Origin of the sequence: Streptomyces sp. R35 (assembly GCF_041053035.1) — a bacterium.
GTDB lineage: Bacteria > Actinomycetota > Actinomycetes > Streptomycetales > Streptomycetaceae > Streptomyces > Streptomyces lutosisoli.
In genome coordinates, this window is the sequence record NZ_CP163440.1 from 9,540,672 (window position 1) to 9,563,706 (window position 23,035).

Annotated in this window: 18 protein-coding genes; 10 read left to right on the forward strand and 8 right to left on the reverse strand. The window is 71.1% G+C overall.

Annotated features, from left to right (window positions below; translation table 11 throughout):
• Positions 1 to 7: 7 nt before the first annotated feature.
• From ribA to AB5J50_RS42870, 3 genes are read left to right on the forward strand one after another with little or no spacing between them, the layout of a single operon-like run.
• Entirely contained in the window at positions 8 to 715 is a 708-nt protein-coding gene (ribA, locus tag AB5J50_RS42860; RefSeq protein WP_330308757.1) for a GTP cyclohydrolase II, read from the forward strand.
• Positions 712 to 1,710: an ornithine cyclodeaminase family protein gene (locus AB5J50_RS42865; RefSeq protein ID WP_369263991.1), complete on the forward strand. Its 999-nt coding sequence runs from the start codon at positions 712 to 714 to the stop codon at positions 1,708 to 1,710. Before ribA ends, AB5J50_RS42865 begins: the two co-directional genes overlap by 4 nt.
• A 49-nt stretch (positions 1,711 to 1,759) precedes the next feature.
• Positions 1,760 to 2,905: an NAD(P)/FAD-dependent oxidoreductase gene (locus tag AB5J50_RS42870; protein ID WP_369263992.1), complete on the forward strand. Its 1,146-nt coding sequence runs from the start codon at positions 1,760 to 1,762 to the stop codon at positions 2,903 to 2,905.
• Positions 2,906 to 2,911: 6 nt separating this feature from the next.
• On the opposite strand, the gene AB5J50_RS42875 is transcribed toward AB5J50_RS42870, so the two are convergent.
• Genes AB5J50_RS42875 through AB5J50_RS42885 form a run of 3 tightly spaced genes read right to left on the reverse strand, consistent with a single transcriptional unit; the run spans position 2,912 to position 6,153 of the window.
• On the reverse strand, positions 2,912 to 4,138 hold the full coding sequence (locus AB5J50_RS42875) for a serine hydrolase domain-containing protein (RefSeq protein WP_369263993.1): 1,227 nt from the start codon (positions 4,136 to 4,138) through the stop codon (positions 2,912 to 2,914).
• 30 nt (positions 4,139 to 4,168) lie between these two features.
• Positions 4,169 to 5,578: an MFS transporter gene (locus AB5J50_RS42880; protein ID WP_369263994.1), complete on the reverse strand. Its 1,410-nt coding sequence runs from the start codon at positions 5,576 to 5,578 to the stop codon at positions 4,169 to 4,171.
• The gene (locus tag AB5J50_RS42885) at positions 5,575 to 6,153 is read right to left on the reverse strand and encodes a TetR/AcrR family transcriptional regulator (RefSeq protein WP_369263995.1); all 579 of its coding nucleotides are present in this window, start codon (positions 6,151 to 6,153) and stop codon (positions 5,575 to 5,577) included. Before AB5J50_RS42885 ends, AB5J50_RS42880 begins: the two co-directional genes overlap by 4 nt.
• Before the next feature lie 74 nt (positions 6,154 to 6,227).
• Here AB5J50_RS42885 and AB5J50_RS42890 point away from each other — a divergent pair, with 74 nt between their 5' ends.
• Positions 6,228 to 6,665 (forward strand): PPOX class F420-dependent oxidoreductase, encoded by a 438-nt coding sequence (locus AB5J50_RS42890; protein ID WP_369263996.1) that lies wholly within the window; start codon positions 6,228 to 6,230, stop codon positions 6,663 to 6,665.
• 51 nt (positions 6,666 to 6,716) lie between these two features.
• Here AB5J50_RS42890 and AB5J50_RS42895 read toward each other — a convergent pair whose 3' ends face one another.
• Positions 6,717 to 7,940 carry an MFS transporter gene (locus AB5J50_RS42895; RefSeq protein ID WP_369263997.1) on the reverse strand — a complete coding sequence of 408 codons (1,224 nt, stop codon included), beginning with the start codon at positions 7,938 to 7,940 and terminating at the stop codon, positions 6,717 to 6,719.
• Positions 7,941 to 8,093: 153 nt separating this feature from the next.
• Here AB5J50_RS42895 and AB5J50_RS42900 point away from each other — a divergent pair, with 153 nt between their 5' ends.
• Entirely contained in the window at positions 8,094 to 10,220 is a 2,127-nt protein-coding gene (locus AB5J50_RS42900) for a tetratricopeptide repeat protein (protein ID WP_369263998.1), read from the forward strand.
• 15 nt (positions 10,221 to 10,235) lie between these two features.
• On the opposite strand, the gene AB5J50_RS42905 is transcribed toward AB5J50_RS42900, so the two are convergent.
• The gene (locus tag AB5J50_RS42905; protein WP_369263999.1) at positions 10,236 to 11,549 is read right to left on the reverse strand and encodes a hypothetical protein; all 1,314 of its coding nucleotides are present in this window, start codon (positions 11,547 to 11,549) and stop codon (positions 10,236 to 10,238) included.
• 123 nt (positions 11,550 to 11,672) lie between these two features.
• Between AB5J50_RS42905 and AB5J50_RS42910 the strand changes: the two genes are divergently transcribed.
• A complete protein-coding gene (locus AB5J50_RS42910) occupies positions 11,673 to 12,029 on the forward strand; it encodes a hypothetical protein (RefSeq protein ID WP_369264000.1) in 357 nt (118 codons plus the stop codon).
• 225 nt (positions 12,030 to 12,254) lie between these two features.
• Here AB5J50_RS42910 and AB5J50_RS42915 read toward each other — a convergent pair whose 3' ends face one another.
• Positions 12,255 to 13,607: an MFS transporter gene (locus tag AB5J50_RS42915; RefSeq protein WP_369264001.1), complete on the reverse strand. Its 1,353-nt coding sequence runs from the start codon at positions 13,605 to 13,607 to the stop codon at positions 12,255 to 12,257.
• 266 nt (positions 13,608 to 13,873) lie between these two features.
• On the reverse strand, positions 13,874 to 14,539 hold the full coding sequence (locus AB5J50_RS42920; RefSeq protein WP_330308771.1) for a TetR/AcrR family transcriptional regulator: 666 nt from the start codon (positions 14,537 to 14,539) through the stop codon (positions 13,874 to 13,876).
• Positions 14,540 to 14,712: 173 nt separating this feature from the next.
• On the opposite strand from AB5J50_RS42920, the gene AB5J50_RS42925 reads away from it, so the two are divergent.
• On the forward strand, positions 14,713 to 15,585 hold the full coding sequence (locus AB5J50_RS42925; RefSeq protein WP_369264002.1) for a shikimate dehydrogenase: 873 nt from the start codon (positions 14,713 to 14,715) through the stop codon (positions 15,583 to 15,585).
• A 226-nt stretch (positions 15,586 to 15,811) separates the two neighbouring features.
• On the forward strand, positions 15,812 to 17,605 hold the full coding sequence (locus tag AB5J50_RS42930; protein ID WP_369264003.1) for a bifunctional sugar phosphate isomerase/epimerase/4-hydroxyphenylpyruvate dioxygenase family protein: 1,794 nt from the start codon (positions 15,812 to 15,814) through the stop codon (positions 17,603 to 17,605).
• 9 nt (positions 17,606 to 17,614) lie between these two features.
• Here the strand turns inward: AB5J50_RS42930 and AB5J50_RS42935 are convergent, their stop codons facing one another.
• Entirely contained in the window at positions 17,615 to 20,233 is a 2,619-nt protein-coding gene (locus AB5J50_RS42935) for a TIM-barrel domain-containing protein (RefSeq protein WP_369264004.1), read from the reverse strand.
• A gap of 339 nt (positions 20,234 to 20,572) precedes the next feature.
• Here AB5J50_RS42935 and AB5J50_RS42940 point away from each other — a divergent pair, with 339 nt between their 5' ends.
• Both AB5J50_RS42940 and AB5J50_RS42945 read left to right on the forward strand, forming a co-directional pair.
• Positions 20,573 to 22,057 (forward strand): APC family permease, encoded by a 1,485-nt coding sequence (locus AB5J50_RS42940; protein ID WP_327433447.1) that lies wholly within the window; start codon positions 20,573 to 20,575, stop codon positions 22,055 to 22,057.
• A 10-nt stretch (positions 22,058 to 22,067) separates the two neighbouring features.
• Positions 22,068 to 23,030, forward strand: a complete 963-nt coding sequence (locus tag AB5J50_RS42945; protein WP_369264005.1) for a hypothetical protein — start codon at positions 22,068 to 22,070, stop codon at positions 23,028 to 23,030.
• Positions 23,031 to 23,035 lie beyond the last annotated feature (5 nt).

The window sequence follows — 23,035 nt, forward strand, 5'->3', positions numbered from 1 at the left end:
CCAGATCATGACAGATAACTTTGGCGTACTCGGCGGGAATGCCCACCTCACAGGTGTCGAACGAGTCGTGATTGCCCCCTTGCCCACCAAGTACGGCGATTTCCATGCCGTCGGCTACCTCGACCACGACCGGGGCGAGGAACAAGTGGCCCTGGTGTACGGGGACTTGGACACCCTCCGGGAAGGAGACGTGCTCACCCGGCTGCATTCCGAGTGCCTGACCGGAGACGCCTTCGGATCCACGCACTGCGAGTGCGGCCCCCAGCTCACCGCCGCGCTGCGCGCCATCGTCGCCGAGGGGCGCGGCATCCTCGTCTACCTCCGGGGCCACGAGGGCCGGGGGATCGGTCTGCTCGCCAAGCTGCGCGCGATGAAGCTCCAGGCGGAGGGCATGGACACCGTCGAGGCGAACCTCGCCCAGGGCCTCCCGGTGGACGCCCGCGACTACGGGGTCGCGGCGGAGATACTGCACGACCTCGGCGTACGGTCCGTACGGCTGCTGTCGAACAACCCGCGCAAGCGGGAGTCGCTGCTGCGCAACGGCATCAAGGTCGCCGAGCAGGTGCCGCTGCTGATCCCGCCGTGCGAGGAGAACCTCAGCTATCTGCTGACCAAGCGGGAGCGCCTCGACCACTACCTCCCCCACCTGGACGGCGGCGACTGGGCGCAGGCGATCTTTTGCGGATCGGCGAAGACGGTTATCACTGAGGAATGACAGAACACGACGACCACGCCGCCGGCGGCCCGCTGTACCTCTCGCGTGAGCAGGTGGCGGAGCTGCTGGACACCGACGCGGCGATCGCCTCGCAGCGCGCGGCCTTCACCGCGCTCGGTGACGGCACCGCGGAGCTGCCCGGGAAGATCATGCACCCCAGCCGCTTCGACGACAGCGTCGTCTTCGCGTATCTGGCGCGGCTGTCCGCGGACACCGGGGCGGTCGCCAAGATCGGCAGCGTCAACCCGGGCAACGCGGCGGCCGGACTGCCCACGATCCACGCGGTGATCAACGCGCTCGACCCGGTCACCGGGCAGCTCGCCGCCGTCATGGACGGCACCGCGGTGACGACCCTGCGTACGGCCGCCGCCAGCGCCGTCGCCTTCGACGCGCTGGCCACCGCCGACAGCGCCGAACTCGGCCTCCTCGGCTCCGGCACCCAGGCTCTCGCCCACGCGCGGGCCGTCGCCCGGGTCCGCGAGCTGCGGTCCGTACGGGTGTGGAGCCCGGACCCGGGACGACGGGCGCACGCGGCGCAGCGCCTCGCCGCCGAACTCGGTGTCGCCGTCAAGGCCGTCGACACGCCCGAGGAAGCCGTGGCCGGGCTCCCGATGGTCGCGGCCTGCACCCTCAGCGCCACCCCCGTCGTGCGGGGCGAGTGGCTGGCGCCGGGCTGCACGGTGGTGAGCGTCGGGTCCTTCGAACCCACCCGCAGCGAGGTCGACGCGGAGGTCGTGCGGCGGGCCGCCGCGGTGGTCGTCGACGATCCGGAGACCGCGGCGGAGCACGCCGGTCCGGTGGTCGAGGCGCTGCGGGACGGCCGGCTCACCCGGGAGGACCTGATCCCGCTCGGCGGTGTCCTCACCGGCCGGCACACGGCGCGTACGCGTCCCGAGGACATCGTCTTCTACAACAGCGTCGGGCTCGGCATCCAGGACGCCGCCGCGGCCTGGGCCGTGATCGACGCGGCCCGGGCGAAGGGGGCGCGCCGATGAATGCGTACGGGAGGAGCGTGCCGGTGAACCCAGCCAGGGAGGCGTGCCGATGAAGAGGACCGCGCGGGTCGTCGTCATCGGCGGCGGTGTGATGGGCACGAGCATCGCCTACCACCTGGCCCGCGCCGGGGTGCCCGACGTGGTGCTCGTCGAGCGCGACGAACTCGCCTCCGGGTCGACCTCACGCGCGGCCGGCGGGGTCCGGGCGCAGTTCTCCGACGAGCTCAACATCCAGCTCGGCGCCCGGAGCCTGGAGGCGTTCGCCCGCTTCGGCGAGGAACTGGGCCAGGACATCGGGCTGCACCGGGTCGGCTATCTGTTCCTGCTCTCCACGCCCGAGGAGGTCGCCGCGTTCGAGGCGGGAGTGCGGCTGCAGAACGGGCTCGGCGTGCCCAGCCGCATGATCGGCCCGGCCGAGGCGCGCCGGCTGTCGCCGCTGATCACCACCGACGGGCTGCTGGCCGCGGCCTTCTCCCCGGACGACGGGCACTGCACGCCCGAATCCGTGGTCCAGGGCTATGCGGCCGGGGCCCGCCGCCATGGCGCGACCGTACTGCGGCACTGCGAGGTCACCGGCATCGAGACGCACGGCGACGCCATCACGGCCGTGGTCACCCAGCAGGGACGGATCGCCACCGACACGGTCGTCTGCGCGGCCGGCGCCTGGTCCCGGGCCATCGGCGCGCTGGTCGGCGTGGACCTCCCGGTGGAGCCGCTGCGCCGACAGGTCGCCGTCACCGAACCCGTCCCGGGGCTACCGCCCGACCTGCCCATGACCATCGACTTCACGACCAGCCTCTACTTCCACGCCGAGGGCCCCGGCCTCCTCGTCGGCATGTCCGACCCCGACGAGAGGCCCGGCTTCTCCACGGAGACGCACGACCGCTGGATCCCGCACCTCTACGCCGCGATGGAGCGCCGCGCCCCCGCCCTGCTCGACCTGCGCAGGACAGGCGGCTGGGCGGGCCTGTACGAGATCACCCCGGACCACAACGCCCTGATCGGCGAGGCGAGTTCGTGCTCCCGCTTCCTGTACGCGACCGGGTTCTCGGGCCATGGCTTCCTCCAGGGCCCGGCCGTCGGCGAGGTCGTCCGCGACCTCTACCTGGGGCGGGCGCCGTTCGTCGACATCGGCCCGCTGAGCGCCGACCGCTTCGCCACCGACGCCCTGCGCCCCGAGGTCAATCTCGTGTGACCGGACTCAGTCCAGCACCGCCTCGTGGACCAGCCGCTTCAGCTCAGGAAAGAGGGAGTGCGAGGCCGTCGGGCGGACCTGGGTGAAGAACTGCACGGTCATGTCGCGGCGCGGGTCGACCCAGAACGTCGTACTGGCCACGCCGCTCCAGCCGAACGCGCCCCGGCTGGACGGGGACCGGGTGATCTCCGGGTCCACGACGACGGAGACGCCGAGGCCGAAGCCGAGGCCCGCGTTGCCGGGTTCCTGGTGGACGGGGCTGCCGAAGGTACGGCGGTCGGCGCCGCCGGGGAGGTGGTTGGAGACCATCAGGTCCACCGTCTCGGGGGTCAGCAGGCGGGTGCCGTCGAGTTCGCCGCGGCGGCGGAGCATCTCCATGAACCGGTGGTAGTCGTGGGCGCTGCCCACCATGCCGCCGCTGCCGGACAGGAAGCGGGGGCGGCCGTGCAGCGGGAGCCCGGCGATCGGGGTGATCCGGCCCCCGTCGTCCTCCCCGTACAACTCGGCGAGCCGGCCGGCCTGCTCGTCCGTGACACAGAACCCGGCGTCGGTCATCCCGAGCGGGCCGAAGATCCGCTCGGCGAGGAATTCGTCGAGGTCCTGGCCGGACACCACTTCGAGGACGCGGCCGAGGACGTTGGTGGCGACCGAGTAGTTCCACTGGGTGCCCGGCTCGAACTGGAGCGGCAGCCCGGCGTACACGTCGATGGTCTCGGCCAGGTTCGCGCCCGGCGGCACCGAGGACTCCAGACCGGCGTCCCGGTAGAGCGCGTCGACGGGGTGGGAGTAGTAGAAGCCGAAGGTGAGGCCCGCGGTGTGGGTCAACAGGTGGCGGAGCAGGAGGGGTTGTCCGGCCGGGCGGGTCTTCGTGCCGGGCCCGGATCCGCTGACGTATACCCGCGGTTCGGTGAAGGCGGGGAGGAAGTCGGCCACCGGGTCGTCGAGTTGGAAGCGCCCCTCTTCGAGGAGCATCAGCGCGGCGACCGAGGTGACCGGCTTGGTCATGGAGTAGAGCCGCCACAAGGTGTCGGTCTCCACCGGCAATCGGGCCGCACGGTCACGACAGCCGTACGTGGTGAGGTGCGCGACGCGGCCGTGCCGGGACACGGACACGAGGTAGCCGGGCAGCCGGCCGTCGTCGACGAGATGGGCGAAGTGCTGGTCCAGGCGGGCCAGCGCCTTCGGATCAAGGCCGGCCTCGCGCGGCTCGACCTCCTGTCGCAGGTGTCCCATGACTCTCCTCCGGGCTGCGGCTCTTGTCCTTCATGGTCTCGTACGGACGGGCGCGGCGTCCTTCGGGGGACCCTGGGCGGCTGCTGCGACGCCTGTACGACCCGGAAGCCGCAGGGCGAGCGGCACGCCGGCCGCGGACACCGCCGCGAGCGCGGTCAGCGGGGGACCCGTCGCGACACCGGTCGTGAGCGTCATCAGCGTGGCCGCCGTCGCGACTCCGAGCGTGGGCCCGACATTCATCGCCGTCTGCTGGAGCCCGCCCGCCACACCGGCCGACTCCACCGAGGCGTGCCGCACGAGGACCGCCGTCGCGGTGACCATCACCGTCCCGAAACCGGCGCCCAGCAGCAGGAAGCCACCGCCGATCGCGACAACCGTCGACGCCTCGTCGAGCCGGGACAGCGCAAGGACGCCCAGCGTGAGGACGGCCGTCCCTGCCAGTGTCGTCCGCCGCGCACCGAACCTGCGCAGGAGTACGGCGGCGACGGGGGCGACGAGCACGATCACCACGGCGCCGGGCAGCGCCCTCAGACTGGTCTGCAACGGGTCCAGGCCCAGGGTCTCCTGGAGGAAGTAGCTGCCGACGAACAGCGCGCCGAGCATCGACGCCGACGCCGCCACCAGGATGCCGAGCGCTGCACCGATGGTCGCGGAGCCGAGGACTTCGGAGGGGAGCAGCGGGCTCGCGGTACGGCGTTCATGGCGTACGAACACGGCTCCCGCGGCGGCGACCACGATCAGGCCGAGCACGGTCGTCGTCGTCCAGCCCGCCTCCGGCAGCGCGACCAGCGTCCGCACCAGAGCGACCAGGGCCACCGCGAGCAGACAGGCGCCGGGCACGTCGAGTCCCTGGGCCCGGACCTTGTCCCGGGCCGGGCCCCGCACGGCGAGCGCCAGGACGCCCATCACCAGCGACGGCACCACGTTGACGAAGAAGACGGCCCGCCATCCGATATGGGTGACCAGCGCCCCGCCGACCAGCGGACCGGTGGCGGCCGCGAGACCGATGGCGCTCGTACGCAGCGCGATGGGCATCCCGAGCCGGTCGGCAGGGTACGCGGCGCGCAGCATCCCGAGTGTGGCCGGTTGCAGCAGCGCTCCGAAGACGCCCTGCGCGACCCGCAGCCCGGTCACCCAGCCGATGCCGGGTGCCAGACCGATCCCCGCCGACGTCGCGCCGAAGCCCAGGATCCCTATGGCGAAGACCTGTTGGTGGCCGTACCGGTCCCCGAGACGCCCCGCGAACACCAACAGGCCGGCCACCGCGATGAGATACCCGGTGCTGGTCCACTGGATCTGTGCGAACGAGGCGTGCAGATCGCGTTGCAGCGTGGGCTGCGCGACGGTGAGCACGGTTCCGTCCAGGGCCACGATCACGGCGCCGACGACGCTGCTCGCGAGGGTGAGACGCCGGTGGACCGCAGAGCCGGGGGAGTTCACCGTTCCTCCGGCCCGAGGTGCGCGTCCAGCGCGGCGTGCAGCAGGGGTACGAAGTCGTCGGTGCCCGTGGTGAGTTGGAGGCTGCCCCAGCCCCACAGCTGGGCGATCCCGTGCAGGTTGGCCCACAGGGCGCCCGCGACGACCGGGGCGTCGGCCTCGGGGCGCGCCCGGCCGACGAGGTCGACCAGCGCACCGAACATCGGCAGGCTCGTCTCCCGTAGCCCCAGCCGATTGCTCTCCAACAGGTCATGACGGAACATCAGCTCGTACATTCCGCGGTGGGCCAGCGCGAAGTCGAGGTAGACCCGTGCGAGTGTGGTGAGTTGAGCGCGGGGACCGGCCTCGCTGTCCCCGACCGCCGCCGTCGCACGGTCCTGAAGGTCGGCGAAGCCCCGGCGGGCGATGGCGGACAGCAGTTCCAGGTGGGTGGGGAAGTAGCGGCGGGGGGCGCCGTGCGAGACCCCGGCCCGCCGGGCGATCTCCCGGAGGGACAGTGCCTGTGCGCCTTCCGTGGTCACGAGATCGACGCCGACCTCGATCAGCCGGCTCTTCAGTCCTGCCTCCTGCTCGCTCATAGACACTGTCTACCAGTCCGAGTAGACAGTGTCTACGCGGAATGCTGTCCGAGGTCCCCAGCGTTGATGCGGGCATGACTCAGGACGCTACGCAGGACGCACTGCTCAAGCTGCTCTCCGAGTACAAAGGAGGGGTGCTCGTCACCCTCAAGAAGGACGGACGGCCCCAGCTGTCGAACGTGAGCCATGTCTATTACCCCGACGAGCGGATCATCCGGGTCTCACTCACCGACGACCGCGCCAAGACCCGCAATCTGCGCCGGGACCCACGGGCCTCGTACCACGTGACCAGCGAGGACCGGTGGGCGTACACGGTCGCCGAGGGCACGGCCGAGCTGACGCCCGTCGCCCAGGACCCGCACGACGACACCGTCGAGGAGCTGATCCGGGTCTACCGTGACGTCCTCGGCGAGCACCCCGACTGGGACGACTACCGGGCGGCCATGGTCCGCGACCGCCGGCTCGTGCTACGGCTCCATGTGGAGCGGGCGTACGGGATTCCCCGGGGCTGAGCCGCTGCCGGTCCAGCAGGTGTGATGCGGCCCAGGCCCCTGCCGCCCGTCTCAGGAGCTCACGCGGCGTACGGGAAAACCGTGGGCGCGGGCCGCGATCACCACGGCCGCCACGGGCAGCAGGAGCCCAAGGACCGTCCACGGGAAGGACGTGGGGCCGAAGAGGTCGAGGAGGAAACCGCCCGCGACACCGCCGCCGGCCATGGCCGCGTTCCACAAGGTGACGAGCATGGCCTGCGCGGCGTCGGCGGTGTCGCCGCCCGCGTCGGCCACGGCCGTCTGCAGCAGGGTGGGCACGCCGCCCCAGCCGAGCCCCCACAGAGCCACCGCGACCCACACGAGCGCGGGACTGTCCGCGAGGAGCGCCAGGAGACCGGCCGCCACGGCGACGAGCAGCGTGCTCGCGACGGTGAGTGCGCGCAGCCGCCGGTCGATGTGCGCGCCCACGATCCAGATGCTCACCATGGACGCACCGCCGAAGACCAGCAGCACGAGATCGGTCGAGCCGCCCATGCCCAGGTGGCGCAGGAACGTGGCGATGTACGTGTACAGAATCGTGTGGGCCAGGACGAAGACCAGCGTCACGAACAGCACCGGGACGACGCCCGGGACCCGGAGCGCCCGGAGCATCGGTGCCCGGTCGCCCCGCCGCTGCCGGGACTGCCCCGGTTGCTCCGGGACGACCACGGCGATCCACCCGATCAGCGCGACGGCGACCACGGTCATCAGGGAGAACGTCACCCGCCAGCCCAGCGCGTCCCCGAGGAACGTCCCCGCGGGCACCCCCAGTGACAGCGCCACCGGAACGCCGGTCATGACGATCGCGATCGCCTTGCCCTGCAAGTGAGTTGGTGCCAGCCGACGCGCGTACCCGGCCAGCAGCGCCCAGGCCAGACCCGCGGCCACCCCGGCGACGAACCGGGCCACCATGGTCAACGGGTACGCCGTCGACGCCGCCGTGACGCTGTTGGCCGCCGCGAACCCCGCCATCGCCGCGAGCAGCAGCCGCTTGCGCCGCAGGCCCGCCGTGGCCGCCGACAGGGGGATCGCCGTGAGCGCGGTCCCGACCGCGTAGATCGTGACCGACTGCCCCGAGGCGGACTCCCCGACACCGAGGTCGGCACTCATCGCGGGCAGCACCCCCGCGGGCAGTGTCTCGGTCAGGCTCGTGATGAACACGGCGGTGGCCAGCGCGAGGAGGGCCCTCAGGGGGAGCCCGCGCTCGTCGACCAGAGGGTGCGAAAGGGCTGGTTGTGTCGTCGTTTCGCTTCGCATGCCGCGTAGCGTCGACCCTGACACTGGTGTCAGGTTCAAGTTGCCTTGTCCCTGGCCGAGTTGCGGGGGAAGGTTCCCGCACTGCCGTTATCGTTGATCGAAACGGTGTGGCGTGGACGCACCGCGACACGTCGGACGCGGGGGTGCGGGGGCATGCTGGATCCCATCTCGTTGGCGGCCATCACGACGGTGCTCGGAGCCGTCGGATCGGGGATGGCCAATGAAGCGGGCAAGTGGGCCTGGGAGTCGGCCGGGGGACTGGTACGCCGGATCGCGGGCCGCGAGGTCGCCGCGCCGACGACCGCCGAGCAGCTGACCGCCGTCGCGCAACTGGTCCACGAGCGTGTGCGCAGCGATCCGCAACTCGCCCACGCCTGGAGCCTGTTCGCCCAGGGGGTGCGGATGTCCGGTGCCGATACCGGCGTCGGATCCCGCTCGGGGCGTCCCCGTCTCCCCGCGTCCACACGGTTTTTCACGGACCGTCAGGACGCGCTGAAGCTCCTCGACAAGGAGGCCTCGCGCACGTTCGACGGAAGCCCCCGGGTGGCACTCCTGCACGGCCGGGAAGGCATGGGCACCAGCACGCTGGCCGTGCACTGGGGCTGGCGCCAGGCGGACCGTTTCCCGGACGGACAGCTCTACGCCGATCTGCGCGGCCCCGGCGCGATCGACTCGGGCGCCGTCCTGAGCTCGCTGCTGCGTCAACTCGGCCTGCCCGACGAGGAGATACCGCCCTCGGCCGAGGACCGTATCGACCGCTTCCGGCGGCACGTGGCCGATCGGCGACTGCTGCTCGTGCTCGACCACGCCCAGTCCGCCGCGCAGATCCGCCCCCTGCTGACCTCCGCGTCCGGCGTGTTCACGGTCGTCGTCACCCGGCGCCCGTTCACCGGTGTCGACGCCCTGCCGGTCCAGGTCGGCCCACTCGCCAAACGGGATGCCGTGCGGCTGCTCACCGACCTGGTCGGCAAGCCCGCGATCACCGCGGCGAAGGCCGCGCTGCCCTCGGTGCTGGAGCGGTGCGGCGGCTCGCCGTACGCCCTGCGGGCCGCGGCGCCCCGCCTCTCCGTACGAGCCGTGGAGGTGCGGCCGGTGCCCGACCGTGATCCGGTGCGTGCCGCGGCGGACGATTCCTACCGCCTGCTGCCACCTGAGGCGGCCCGGCTCTACCGGCTGAACGGCCTCTACGACTGGCCCGCCTTCGGTGCCGCGGCCGCCGCCCGCGCCGCGGACATCGAGGAGAGCGAGGCGGCCCGGCTCCTGGAGGAGCTCGCCGACGCGCTGCTCCTGGAGCGCACGGACACCGGCCGCTACCACTACCGGCCCGTGGTCCGCGTGCACGCGGAAGCCGCCGCGGCCGCCACCGACGGCATCGCCGCCTGTTCGGCCGCGGTGTCCCGGACCATCGAGGGATATCTGCACCTGGCGGTCGGTGCCGCGCAGGCGGCCCTCCCCGAGAGCTGGCGGGTCCCCTCCGGTACCTCGCCGGTCGCGTACGCGGACCGGGGCGAGGCCGTGTCCGCGCTCGCCACCGAAGCGCGCAACCTGGTCCAGGCGGTCCACGCCGCCGAGGAGTTCCGCGAGTGGAACGCGGTCGTGCGGCTCTGCCAGGCCCTGTGGCCGCTCCAGCTCAAGGCGGGCCACCACGACGTCCTGCTGCCCGCCCTGCGGATCGGCGTGCGCACGGCCGACACCCATCTCCCCGGCACCCGGGCCGCCGGCGCGCTGCACGCCCAACTCGCGCACACCCTCACCGAGTTGCGCCGCTGGGACGAGGCCGAGCCCGAGGCGCTCGCGGCCGCGCGGGACGAACGCGCCGCCGGACATGTACGCGGGCACGCCTCCGCCGTCGAGTTCCTCGGGCTGCTGCGCCTGCGGCAGTGGCGCTGGCAGGAGGCGTACGACTGCTTCGAGGAGGCGTACGGCATCCTCGACGGCATCGGTCCCGAGGACGAGGGCGCCGGTGATCTGCCGCGAGCCCGCGCCCTGTTGGAACGCCACCGGGGCCGCGCCCTGCGCGGTCTCGGCCGCCGCGACGAGGCACGGGAACGGCTGGGGCGCGCGCTGCGCTTCTTCCGGGAGAGCGGCGAGGCGTACAACACGGCACGCGCCCTCACCGACCTCGCCGAAACCAGACTCGACGGGGGCGAGTTCGCGCAGGCGCTGCCGCTGATCGACGAGGCGATCGCCGCCCTCGCGAAGGAGAAGGCCGCGTATCAGCTCGCGCATCTGCGGGCGTTGCGCGAGCGGTGCCTCAACGCCGACGGGCCTCAGGGATGACGCGCACGTGGAGCCTCAACTCCGGTCGCCCTCACGGGTGATGCGTACGCGGTGGAGTGTCGGCCCGGTGCGCACGGCCAGTCCCTGGGCGATCAGCTCGTCGAGCGACTTGCCCGCCGCCAGCCAGGCGTGCAGGGCGGAGGCGTACGCGGCCGGATCGGCGTCGGCCGCCGACGGCACGGCGGTCAGCCGGAGGAAGTCCCCGGCGCGGGTGCGGACCTCGCACTCCGCACCGCCCGTGACATAGGCGGCGAGCGCGCACTGCGGATGGCGGGCGAGCACCTCGCGGGTCCACAGTGCCGGAGAGCCGAAGCGCGGATCGGTTCCCTCGCCGTACCTGAACACGACGTCCGCGAGGGTGAGTTGGCCGGGGTCGCGGGTGTCCTCGTGCACCGCTGTGTGCGCCTCGCCGATGCCGTCCGGCTCGGAGCGCGGGTCGGCATGCCGCACGACCGAGACCTCGCCCGAGCCGAGAAGACGCGTCAGCACACGCAACGGCGCGGTGCGCGCCGGGGGCTCGTACGGCGGGAGCGGGAGCGGTTCGAGCAGCGCGGGTCCGTCGGGCTCGGGGATGCCGATGATCCCGTAGAAGAGGCGGCGCAGCCGGGCCGCCGACTCGCCCGGCACGGAGCTGGTGAACTCGGCCGGGCCCGGCAGCGGACGGTGGGTGGCGAGCAGGGAATCCACCTGGGGGCGGAGCGGGGCCTCCGGGTCGAGCCGGGGAGCCTCCCGTACGAAGTCCGAGATCGGCGCGTCCGGATCGAGACCGTCCAGAGGCGCGGCGCCGAGGAGTACGGGGGTGCCGAGTGCGGCGGCGTAGTAGGTGACCGAGCCGTGGTCGCCGATGACGGCGTCCGCCGCGAGCAGGGCCTGCCGCCAGCCCTCCAGCGGGTCGACCGGCGTCAGCCCCGCGCGCCGGGCCCGGTCGAGCCAGGCGCGGATCTGGCCGGGGCCGTGGCCGTGCCAGATGTTGGGGTGGAGCACGGCCGCGAGACGGTACTCGTCGGCCGGGAACTCCGAGGTCAGCCGGGGCAGCAGCGACGGCAGTACGTCATCGCCGCCGCCGTCGCCGAACAGCGACTCCGGGTTCCAGGTGGAGTTGAGCAGGATCAGCCGCTGGCCGGTCCGTACGCCGAGGGCGCGGCGGTAGCGGTCGCGGTACGGGCGGGCCGCCAGCATGCGGTCGAAGCATGGATCCCCTGCGAGGACGGCCGTGGGCGCCGCCTCGGGACAGGCGGCGCGCAGTCGCTCGTACTGCTCCGGATGCGACAGCACCAGCGCGTCGGCGATCGGCGCCCCGCCCTCGTCCAGCAACCACGCGCGCGACATCCCGAACACGGGAACCGGCTCCCGGCTCCCGGCTCCCGGCTCCCGGCTCCCGGCTCCCGGCTCCCGGCTCCCGGTGTCGCCAGCGTTTTAGTGTAGCCAATACCGTGGGACAATACGGTCAATTTGCCTGAAAGGGCCTGGAGTTGGCCCCCGAAGCTGGCGGAGACGACCAGTGAGGCCGGGGTCGTCACCGCCTGCTCCCAGGGCAGCACCGGCACTCCCGTGTCGGCGAGCAGCTCGGCGATCCCGGACCGGAAGACCGACGAACCGGTGCAGGTCACCAGCAGCTGCACCCGGAAGTCGTCGTGGAACAGCGGGAGTACATCGAGGAGCCGGGTGGCGGAGGTGACGTTGTGGACGACGAACAGGACAGGGGAGCTGTCCCCGCGCGTGGCCCAGCGAGCCGCGTCGTCCCCGACCGGCACCCGTATCCAGCCGTCCCGCCCCACGTCCCGCATCCCGCCCATCGGGCAACGATAGTCAACGAGCGCTCCGCGCACACCGGCCGCCCCTGAACCCGGCCGGGGTGCGCGGAGCGGCTCTCGAGGAGAGAGTCATGGGTTGCCGTGCAGCCGTGCTGTTCTTTCCTGCATGTTCCGGCCGATGTTCTTGCTGAAAATGTCACCTGTCAACAGGGCGTCCGCATGCCCAAGTCCCCGAACAGCCCTGTGCAGTCGGGGACTTGGGCGATCCTGGGGGTGGGCGTCAGGCCGTCACGGCCTCACGCTGCGCGGCTTCCCCCGCCGCACGCTCGCCCAGTCGCTCGCTCGGCACCTTGTGCGTCTCGCGGGCGGTGAGCGCGGCGATCACCGGCGGGACGCACAGGGCCGCGGTGAACAGCGCCACGGACGACCAGTCGTCGCCGCCCGGCCCCGCGATCTGCGCGGCGAAGGTGACCGCGAACCCGGCGACGGCGAAGCCGATCTGGGTGCCGATCGCCATGCCGGAGAGCCGGACACGGGTGGAGAACATCTCGCCGTAGAAGGACGGCCAGACACCGTTCGCGGCGCTGTAGACGACCCCGAAGGTGAGGATGCCGAAGAGGAGGATCAGGGGGTACGAGCCCGTGGAGATGGCCCACAGGTAGGCGAACATCAGGATGCCGCTGCCCGCGGCCCCGATCAGGTAGACCGGGCGGCGGCCGATGCGGTCGGAGAGCGTGGCCCACGCGGGGATCGCGGCGAGGGCTACGAGGTTGGCCAGCGCACCCACCCATAGCATCTGCGAACGGGACATGCCGACCGAGTCGCTGGTCCCGTACGCCAGCGCCCACACCGTGAAGATCGTGCTGACCGAGGCGATCAGGGCACCGGCCACGACCCGCAGGACATCCGCCCAGTGCTCGCGGAGCAGGATGGCGAGGGGCAGCTTGGCGACGCCCTCGGTCGCGGCCTGCTGGGTGAAGGCCGGGGTCTCCTGAAGCGTGCGGCGGATGACATAGCCGACGACGGCGACCACGACGCTCAGCCAGAACGGAACGCGCCAGCCCCAGGAGAGCAACTGGTCCTCGGGCAGTGCGGCGACCGGGAGGAAGACGAGTGTCGCGAGGAGCTGGCCGCCCTGGGTGCCGCTGAGGGTGAAGCTGGTGAAGAAGCCCCGGCGGTTCGGTGGCGCGTGTTCCAGCGTCATCGAATTGGCGCTCGCCTGCTCGCCGGCCGCGGAGATGCCCTGCAGGACGCGGCAGAGGACCAGCAGGACGGGCGCGAGGCCGCCGACCTGCGCGCGGGTCGGCAGACAGCCGATGAGGAACGTCGACAGACCCATCAGGATCAGCGTGAAGACCATGATCTTCTTCCGGCCGAGCCGGTCGCCGAAGTGGCCGAGGAACAGCGCACCGATCGGGCGGGCGGCGTAGGCGACGCCGAATGTGGCCAGCGACAGCAGGGTCGCGGTGGCCGGGTCCGACTCGTCGAAGAAGACCTTCGGGAAGATCAGGGCGGCCGCGCTGCCGTAGATGAAGAAGTCGTAGTACTCCAGCGCGCTGCCTATCCAGGCGGCCATGGCGGCCTTCCGTGGCTGGCCGGGAGGTGCGTCGAGCGGGGCGGCGGGGACGGACACGGCGTGCTCCTTCGAGGGAACTCCGAGGACGGAGGGAACTCCGGGGACGGGAGTGGCGGAGGGGGGAGGTGCCGGGGCCCTGGGGGTGTACGGGTCGGCCGTTGCCGGGGGCGTCTCTGCGTGACGACGATGCCCGGCTAATTAACCCACTGGATAGTTAGTAGCGGATGGCTACGGATGTTGCGCCGACGTTTCCCCGGTGTCAAGAGGTCGTGCCGAAGGATCTTCGCGGTCCTGGTCCGCGGAACGGTCCCCGGCGGGGGTCCTCAGTCCGTCGCGCGGTCCGCCGTCAGGTAGGCGATGACCATGTCGCCGAGCATGGTGCGGTAGTGCTCCCGCTGGTCGGGGGCGACCAGGTCACGGCCGAAGAGGGCGCCGAAAGTGTGCCGGTTGGAGACCCGGAAGAAGCAGAACGCGCTGATCATCGCGTGCAGGTCGATGGCGTCGACGTCGGCGGTGAACAGGCCCGACTTCCGGCCGGTCTCAAGGATCCGGGAGATCACGTCGAGCGCGGGCGAGCCGATCCTGCCGAGCTCCTCCGAGGCCGCGATGTGCTCCGCCTCGTGGATGTTCTCGATGCTCACCAGCCGGATGAAGTCGGGGTGCGCCTCATGGTGGTCGAAGGTCAGTTCGGCGAGCCGGCGGATGGCCGCGACCGGGTCCAGATGCTCGACGTCCAGCTCCTGCTCGGCCTGCCGGATCACCGAGTACGCGCGTTCCAGAACCGCCGTGAACAGCTGCTCCTTGCCGCCGAAGTAGTAGTAGATCATCCGCTTGGTGGTGCGGGTGCGGGCGGCGATCTCGTCGACCCGGGCACCGGCGAAACCGGCACGCGAGAACTCCTGGGTCGCCACGTCGAGAATCTCGGCCTTGGTGCGGGCGGCGTCACGGATGCGCCCGTTGGGTCGTGCCGGTTCTTCGACGCTGGTCATCGGGTTCCTTGGGGCGTGGGGCCTGGCGGGCGCGGTGGAGGGGCCGGTGCCGCGATTGTAGAAGCAGGGTCCCGCTGCGGGCTTTCCTGTCCGGGTCTTCCCGGCGGCCCGACATCCTGGTATCACTTACTAACGAACCAGTTCGTACATTAGCTATCGACCGGAGGCCCGCCGTGCCCCAGAACTCGTATCTCGTCGGCCTCATCGGATCCGGCATCGGCCCCTCGCTCAGCCCCGCGCTGCACGAGCGGGAGGCCGACCGGCAGGGCCTGCGCTATCTGTACCGGCTGATCGACATCGACAGGCTCGGCGTCGGTCCGGAGGCGGTGGGCGACCTCGTACGCGCCGCACGGGACCTCGGCTTCGACGGGCTGAACATCACGCACCCCTGCAAGCAGCTGGTCATCGAGCACCTCGACGAGCTCGCTCCGCAGGCCGCGGCGCTCGGTGCGGTCAACACCGTCGTGTTCGACGGTGGCCGGGCGATCGGGCACAACACGGATGTCACCGGGTTCGCGGCGTCCTTCGCGCGCGGGCTGCCCGATGTCTCCCTGGAGCGGGTGGTGCAGCTGGGGGCGGGGGGTGCGGGGGCGGCTGTCGCGCATGCGGTGCTCACGCTGGGCGCCGGGCATGTCACCGTCGTCGACGCGATGCCCGACCGGGCCGCCGATCTTGCCGCCGGGCTGAATCGGCACTTCGGGGAGGGGCGGGCGGCTGCTGCGACGCCGGATGCGCTCGGGGTGTTGCTCGGTCGTGCCGACGGGGTCGTGCATGCCACGCCTACGGGGATGGCCGCGCATCCCGGGTTGCCGTTCGCCGCCGAGTTGCTGCATCCGGGGCTGTGGGTTGCGGAGGTGGTCTATCGGCCGTTGGAGACGGAGCTGCTGCGTGCTGCCCGTGCGGTGGGCTGCGCCGTGCTTGATGGTGGTGGCATGGCGGTGTTCCAGGCCGTGGATGCGTTTCGGTTGTTCACCGGGCGGGAGCCTGACAGTGGGCGGATGCTGGCCGACATTGCTGAGCTGGCTGGTGCGGTGCGGGTGCCCTGAGCTTTAGGGCGCCTTATGGGTGGGGTGGCTGCGGTGTATTGGCGGCTGCGCGTCCGTGGGGGCTGGTCGCGCAGTTCCTCGCGCCCCTTACGGGGCGGGGTGGCTCGGCTGTTGGGCGGGTGCCCGTCTGTGGGGGTTGATCGCGCAGTTCCTCGCGCCCCTTACGGGGCCCGGGGCCCGTGCCTCGTTGCTCGTTCTCGGCAGTTACATCTAAGGAGCATCAAACGTGCGTACGTCCATCGCCACTGTCTCGCTCAGTGGATCCCTGACCGAGAAGCTCACGGCTGCGGCTCGGGCGGGCTTCGATGGGGTGGAGGTCTTTGAGAATGATCTGCTGGCGAGCCCTCTCACGCCGGAGGAGATTCGTGCGCGCACGGCGGACCTCGGTTTGAGTATCGACTTGTATCAGCCGATGCGTGACGTCGAGGCCGTGCCGGAGGAGGAGTTCGCGCGCAATCTGCGGCGGGCGCGGCACAAGTTCGAGCTGATGCGGCGCCTCGGCGCGGACACCGTGCTCGTGTGCTCCAGTGTCTCCCCGCTCGCCGTGGACGACGACGCGCTCGCGGCGGACCAGCTGTGCCGACTGGCGGACGTGGCCGGGGAGTTCGGTGTTCGGGTGGCCTATGAGGCGCTGGCCTGGGGGCGGCACGTGAGTACGTACGACCATGCGTGGAGCATCGTCGAGGCCGCGGACCACCCCTGTCTCGGTACCTGTCTGGACAGTTTCCACATCCTCGCCCGTGGCTCGGATCCCAAGGGCATCGAGGACATCCCCGGCGAGAAGATCTTCTTCCTGCAGCTCGCCGACGCCCCGCTGATGGCGATGGACGTGCTGCAGTGGAGCCGCCACTACCGCTGCTTCCCGGGCCAGGGCGGCTTCGACATCGCCGGACTGCTCGGGCATGTGATGAGCGCCGGATACCGGGGGCCGCTCTCCCTCGAAGTTTTCAACGACGTCTTCCGTCAGGCCGAGGCCGGGCCGACCGCCGTCGATGCCCGGCGCTCCCTCCTCGTCCTTCAGGAGGCGACCGGGCTCGCGACGCCGCCCGCCCCCGTGGTGCCGACCGGCGTGGCCTTCGCCGAACTCGTCACGCCCGACGTCGCGCCCGTCACCACGGTCCTCGGCGCCCTCGGCTTCACCCGCACGGCCCGGCACCGCAGCAAGCCGGTCGACCTCTGGCAGCAGGGCGAGGCCCGCGTCCTGGTCAACACGGGACCGGCCGCCCGCCGCGACGGCACCGCGCTCGCCGCCATCGGCCTGGAGTCACCGGACCCGGCGGCCGCGGCCCGGCGCGCCGAATCCCTCCTCGCCCCCGTCCTGCCGCGCCGCCGCGCGCTCGAAGACGCGCCCCTCGACGCGGTGGCGGCCCCCGACGGCACCGAACTGTTCTTCTGCGCCACCGACCGCCCCGAACTCCCCAGCTGGACGGGTGACTTCGAGCCCGTCGAGCACCAGGCGGACACCCCCTCCACGACCCGCATCGACCATGTGGCGCTCACCCAGCCCTGGCACCAGTTCGATGAGGCCGCCCTCTTCCACAGCAGCGTGCTCGGGCTGAGCGCGCAGGACAGCGTCGACGTCGCCGACCCGTACGGCCTGCATCGCAGCCGCGCCGTCACCAACGCCGACGGCAGTGTCCGCATCGCCCTCGGCGTCGGCCCCGCGCCCACGGACGACGGCGCCCGCGCCCAGCACATCGCGCTCGCCACCGATGACGTGGTCGCCGCCGCCCGCCGGTTCCGCGACGCCGGCGGGCGCCTGCTGCCGATGCCCGCGAACTACTACGACGACCTGGCCGCACGGCATGAGTTCGCCGACGGCGAGCTGGAGACGTACCGCGAACTCGGCATCCTCTACGACTGTGACCAGGACGGCGAGTTCCGCCACTGCTACACGGAGACCGTCGGCCGCGTCTTCTTCGAACTCGTCCAGCGCGACGGCGGCTACCGCGGCTACGGCGCGCAGAACGCCCCGGTGCGCCTCGCCGCGCAGCACGCGGTGGGACGACCGGGGCGTTGACGCCTCCGTCTACCGCAGGAGCCGTACCGAGAACGCCCGGTCCAACGGCAGACTCGGCGTCTCGACCGTCGTCACCCCCTTGTCGGTGTCGTACGACCAGGAAGTGCGGGGCAGCGGGCGCCCGTTGAGGAGCACCTGCCGTGGCGCCGACTCGCCGTGCACGGTGAAGCGGTACGAGCGCGCCTCGGGCTTGTCCTGATAACTGCCGTTGCTCGCACCGACGTTCACGGCGGTCGCGTCGGTGGAGGCGTGGACCGTCACCCGCTGGGTCGCCGACGCGCCCTGGGTGAAGTTCCGGGTCACGCCGTCGTCCTCGTACAGCGTGTAGCCGCTGTTTCCCCGCGGGTACAGGTCCCAGTCCAGTTCGTGCCGGTCACGGGTCTGCCAACTGGTCGTTCCCTTGGGCCACATGGGGACGATCGCGCCGCTCTTCACGAAGAGGGGCAGGGTGTCGAGCGGAGCGTGGTAGCCGTTGACGGTGGTCGGGCCCTGGTAGGTGCGGCCTGTCCAGTAGTCGGTCCAGGTGCCCTGGGGGAGGTAGATGCCGTCGCGGGTCTCGGAGTCCTGGTAGACCGGGGCGACCAGGAAGTCGGAGCCGGCGAGGAACTCGTACTTCGCGTTCGCGCCCAACGTCCCGGGGTCGTCAGGGTATTCGAGCCACAACGGACGGACCGCTCCCACTCCGGTCTTCGTCGCCTCCGCCGAAAGCGTGTACATGTAGGGGAGCAGGCGCTCCTTCAGCTGGAGGTACGTGCGGTTGATGGAGGTGTACGGCTCGCCGTCCAGCCAGGGCTGCTGGTCGGCGGGCTTGCCGGTGGTGAGGTCGGAGGCCCATCCGTCCATGGTCATGATGGCGGGCAGGAACGCCTTCCACTGGAGGTCGCGGGTGTACATCTTGGGGTCGTGGCGGTAGATCGAGCCCACGTCACCGGTGTTGTACGCGATGCCGGACATGGTGGCCCCGGCATACGTCGGGATCTGCCAGCGGATGTAGTCCCAGGACAGCTTCTGGTCGCCGCTCCACAGGACACCGCAGCGCTGGGCTCCGGCCCAGGAGACGGGCAGCCAGACGAAGCCGCGCGCGTCGCTGTTCTCCTCGATGCCCGCCTTGGCCTTGTCGCAGGCGTCGAGGGCGAAGCCATAGCCGTTGCCGACCCAGGCCACGTCCAGCTTGGCCACCCGCTGGCCCGCCTTCACCTGGTCGGCGAGTTTGTCGATGCCGTCCTGGGTCCACAGGCCGAGCCGGGCGTGGTGGTCCTGGAGGCCCTTCGCGGTCTCGGCCAGGTTCTCGTAACCGCAGCCGTAGCCGTCGTTGACGAGCATCCAGCCCAGCGGCATGTCGTTCGCCGTGTAGCCGTCGGCGATCTTCAGCGCGTCGAGAGTGTGCCGTTCGCCCCGGTTGGCGTTGTGCAGGTAGCAGTCGGAGTCGCCCGGTTCGAGCCCGTACACCGGCGGCATGAACGGCTTGCCCACCAGCGCGGTGTACTTGCCGATCACCTTCTTCGCGTCACCGAGGAAGTAGTAGGCGTCCAGACGCCGTTCCTGCTGCCCGGTCCGCACGGGTGAGCCGAAGTCGTACACGCCCGGCGCGAAGGTGTTGCGGAAGACGCCGTAGCCCGCGCTGGAGAGGTAGAAGGGCTGGGAGTTGTTGTAGCCGCCCTCGTTCCAGTTGAAGTTGTTCGCCACGTACATCGTCCGGTCGCGGTGGGAGAACGATCCGTTCTGCTCGCCGCCCCCGAAGAACTGCTCGTCCGTGCCGCGCGTCAGGCTCTGCCGCATTCCGCTGGTGGACCAGCGCAGCGGTTTGTCCTCCTGCCAGATGGGGGTGCGGTTGTCGGGCTTGTAGAGACCGAAGCGCAGTGGCGTCTTGTAGACGCGGAGGACGGCGTCCGGGGAGCGGATGCCGTAGTACGCGCCCGCGTCGAAGGACGTCGTGTGCTTCTGCGGCGCCGGCTGCTCGCGGACGATGGCCGTGCCCGCCGGGTCGGTGAGTGAACCGGACGGGTCGGCCTGGAGGCGCAGTTGGCCACCCGCCAGGAAGTCGGCCCTCGCCGCGAGTTGTCCGGCTTTGATGGTGTAGCTGCCGTCGCTCCCGCTGAAGGACGTGAGATCGCCCGCGTCCGTCGTCCGCGGCAGATACGCCTTTCCGGTGTACGCGTTGTCGTGCACGTCGTACGGCACGACCAGCACATGGTAGGTCCCCGAGGCGTTCGGGATCACGGTGGCCTCGGGGTCGGCGGTGCCCGCGCTGGAGGCGACCTGCTTGCCCGTGTCGTCGTAGATGTACAGGTCGAAGTCGTCGGTGGGGTGCTGCCAGTCGATCGAGACCGGTACGCCGCCCTCGGGGTTGTCCGCCCAATATCCCTGCGGCACCGACACGTTCACGTCGAAGCGGTCGCAGACCTTGTTGTCCGGGTCGTCGGCGGCGGACGGACAGCTCTCGGGGCCGCCGGACGTGCCCTTGGCGTAGACGGGACTCTGCCAGCTGACGCTCTGGTGGGTTTCGTCGAGGACGGCGCTCGCCGGGGTCGCCGCGAGCGCGGGCCGCGCCGGGGCGCTCAGCGCGGTGACGGCCAGGGCGGTGGCGAGCCCCGCCATGGCCCAGGAACGGTGTCGGAGTCTTCGCACGGTACGCATCTCCACTCAAACCAACGGCATGATGTTTACTGATGCTTGAAACAACGTCCGATCGTGCAGGTTCAAGCATGAAGAGTGGCCGTGCTTGCAGGTTCATGTCAATGGATCGTGTGAAAGGCGCGGAGGTCGGTGCCGCGCGAGCGGCCGTAAATTACCGGCCAGTTGACATTGAAAGGTGAATCACCACGGCTATCATCACCTCACCTGCGGAGCGACCCTCTGCCCGATGACGGCGGTTGTACGGCATCGACCTTCACACCCCCCACTTGCAACACGGCGTTGTCGGGCCTGCCTGCCCGCGCGCCGTGCAGGACGGAAAGCAGCGCGAGCATGAGCAACAACAGGGGCAGAGGGCTTCAGGCCAACGCCCTCGGTACGTTCGACACGGTCGTGATGGCGGTCGCGGGCAGCGCCCCCGCGTACTCGCTGGCCGCGACGACCGCGGTCCTCGTCGGGGCGGTGGGCCTCGCCAGCCCCGCGGCGCTCCTGTACTGCGCGATACCCATGCTGGGCATCGCGCTGGCCTTCAGCTACCTCGGCCGGATCGATGTCAACGCGGGCGCCAGTTACTCCTGGGTCGGCCGCACGCTCCACCCGTTCCTCGGCTTCATCAGCGGCTGGGCGCTGGTCATCTCCGCGACCATCTTCATGGTGGCCGGTTCGCTGCCCGCGGGCGCGATGACGCTGTCCCTCTTCGACGAAGGGCTCGCCGACAACACCGCGTTGGCCACCGCGGTCGGCGCCGGCTGGTTCCTGGTCATGCTGCTGGTGGTGCTCGGCGGCGCCCGGCTCACCGTACGCGCGCAGCTCGTGATGTCCGGTGTGGAGCTCGCGATCCTGGCCGTCTTCGCGGTCGGCGCCCTGTTGCACAGCCACAACGCGCGGTCCTTCGAGTGGTCCTGGCTCGGCTTCAGTCACTTCGACGGGGTGAGCGGCTTCGCGTCCGGCGCGCTCATCGCCGCCTTCTACTATTGGGGCTGGGACGTCACCAGCAACCTCAGCGAGGAGACGAGGGACAGCCGCCGCACCACGGGCCTCGCGGGCCTGATCGGCGTCGGCATTGTCTTCCTCCTCTTCGAGGTGTTCACCATCGCGGTGAACGTGATCCTCACCGACCGGCAGATCCAGGACAACGGCGCCAACGTCCTGGGTGTGCTCGGCGAGGAGATCTGGCCGGGCTGGGGCGGCAAGCTGCTCATCGTCGCCGTGATGCTGTCCACCATCGCCACCCTGGAGACCACGCTCATCCAGGTCACCCGCTCACTGTTCGCGATGGGCCGCGACCGTACGATGCCCGAGGCGCTGGGCCGCGTGCACCGCAAGTGGAACACCCCCTGGGTCGCCATCGTCGTGGTCGGCGCGGTGGCCCTGGTGATGTTCGTGACGTCCAACGCCCTCGGCTCGGTCGGTGACATCCTCTCCGACGCCATCGCCGCGATCGGCCTGCAGATCGCCGTCTACTACGGCCTCGCCGGCCTCGCGGTGGTCGTCGCCTACCGCAAGATGCTGCTGAAGTCCCCAGCCAACTTCCTCTTCGGCGGGCTGTGGCCGTTCCTCGGCGCCCTGTTCATGTTCTGGATCTTCGTCGAGTCGCTGGGCGACCTGAGCGACGCGTCGATCGCGATCGGCATCGGCGGCATCGCCGTCGGCCTGATCCCGATGCTCTGGTACTGGAAGCAGGGCAGCGACTACTACCGGCCCGCCAAGCTGGACGCCACCCAGGTCGTCGAGACCGACTACATCCCCGACGGCTACTCCACCGCGGCGGCGACCGAACGGTCCCGCGTCCACGAGGGTCTCCCCACCGACTTCTGAGAGGGACCCGATGGCGGGAGACCGCTTCACCCCCGACTTCGACCCCGACTGCGGGGACAGACCCCTCACCTCCGCCCGCCAGGACATCGTCATCGGCCGCTGGCAGGGCCTGCGCGAGCTGCTGCGGGCCACGAGCACCGACTGGTCAGTGCGCAGTCACCGGATCCGGCTGCTCGCGCCGGCCTGCGCGGGCAGCTCGACGGTCGAGTCCTGGCTCGCCGCCGAACCCCGCAGCGCCGACGCCCTGGTGCTGCGGGCCGCCACCGACGTGGCCAGGGCCTTCAACCTGGCCATAGCCGCGGGCCGGGGGGTGCCCATCGACCAGAAGCGCATCGACCGCGCGGTGATGGCCTGTCTCCAGGCCGCCGAGGCCTACCCCGAGGACCCCACGCCCTGGATCTACCTGATCTCCGTCGCACGGCTCTATCCCGCCGGGGTGCGCCGCCAGGAACTGGGCCGCTGGTGGGACGAACTGCACGGCCGCGACCCGTACAGCATGGAGGGCCATCTCCAGATCCTGCACTACTACTCGTCACGCTGGCATGGCACACACGGCCTGATGTACGACTTCGCCCGCGACGCGGCCGGCGTGGCACCGGCCGGCTACGCGCTCCCGGTCCTGGTGCAGTTCGCCCGTGTCGAGGAGTACCGCTACATCCTCGACGGGGCGAAGGGACAGCGGGACGCGGTCGTCGGGCTCGGCCAGCACTGGAACCACGACGCCGCCGTCAGCGACGTACGACGCACCTGGCAGCGCTGGATCTCGGACCGCCCGGACGGCCCCGTGGCGCCCTGGGAGGTCCGTGACCTCAACTATCTGACGCATGCCGCCAGCTACGCCGGAACGACGGACATCGCCGCCGCGCTGTTCACGATGCTGGGGCGGCGGGCCAGCCGGACGCCGTGGTCGTACACAGGCGACCCGGAGAAGGAGTTCGTGAAGTGGCGGAAGAAGCCCTCGCACAGGGCGTGAGCCGG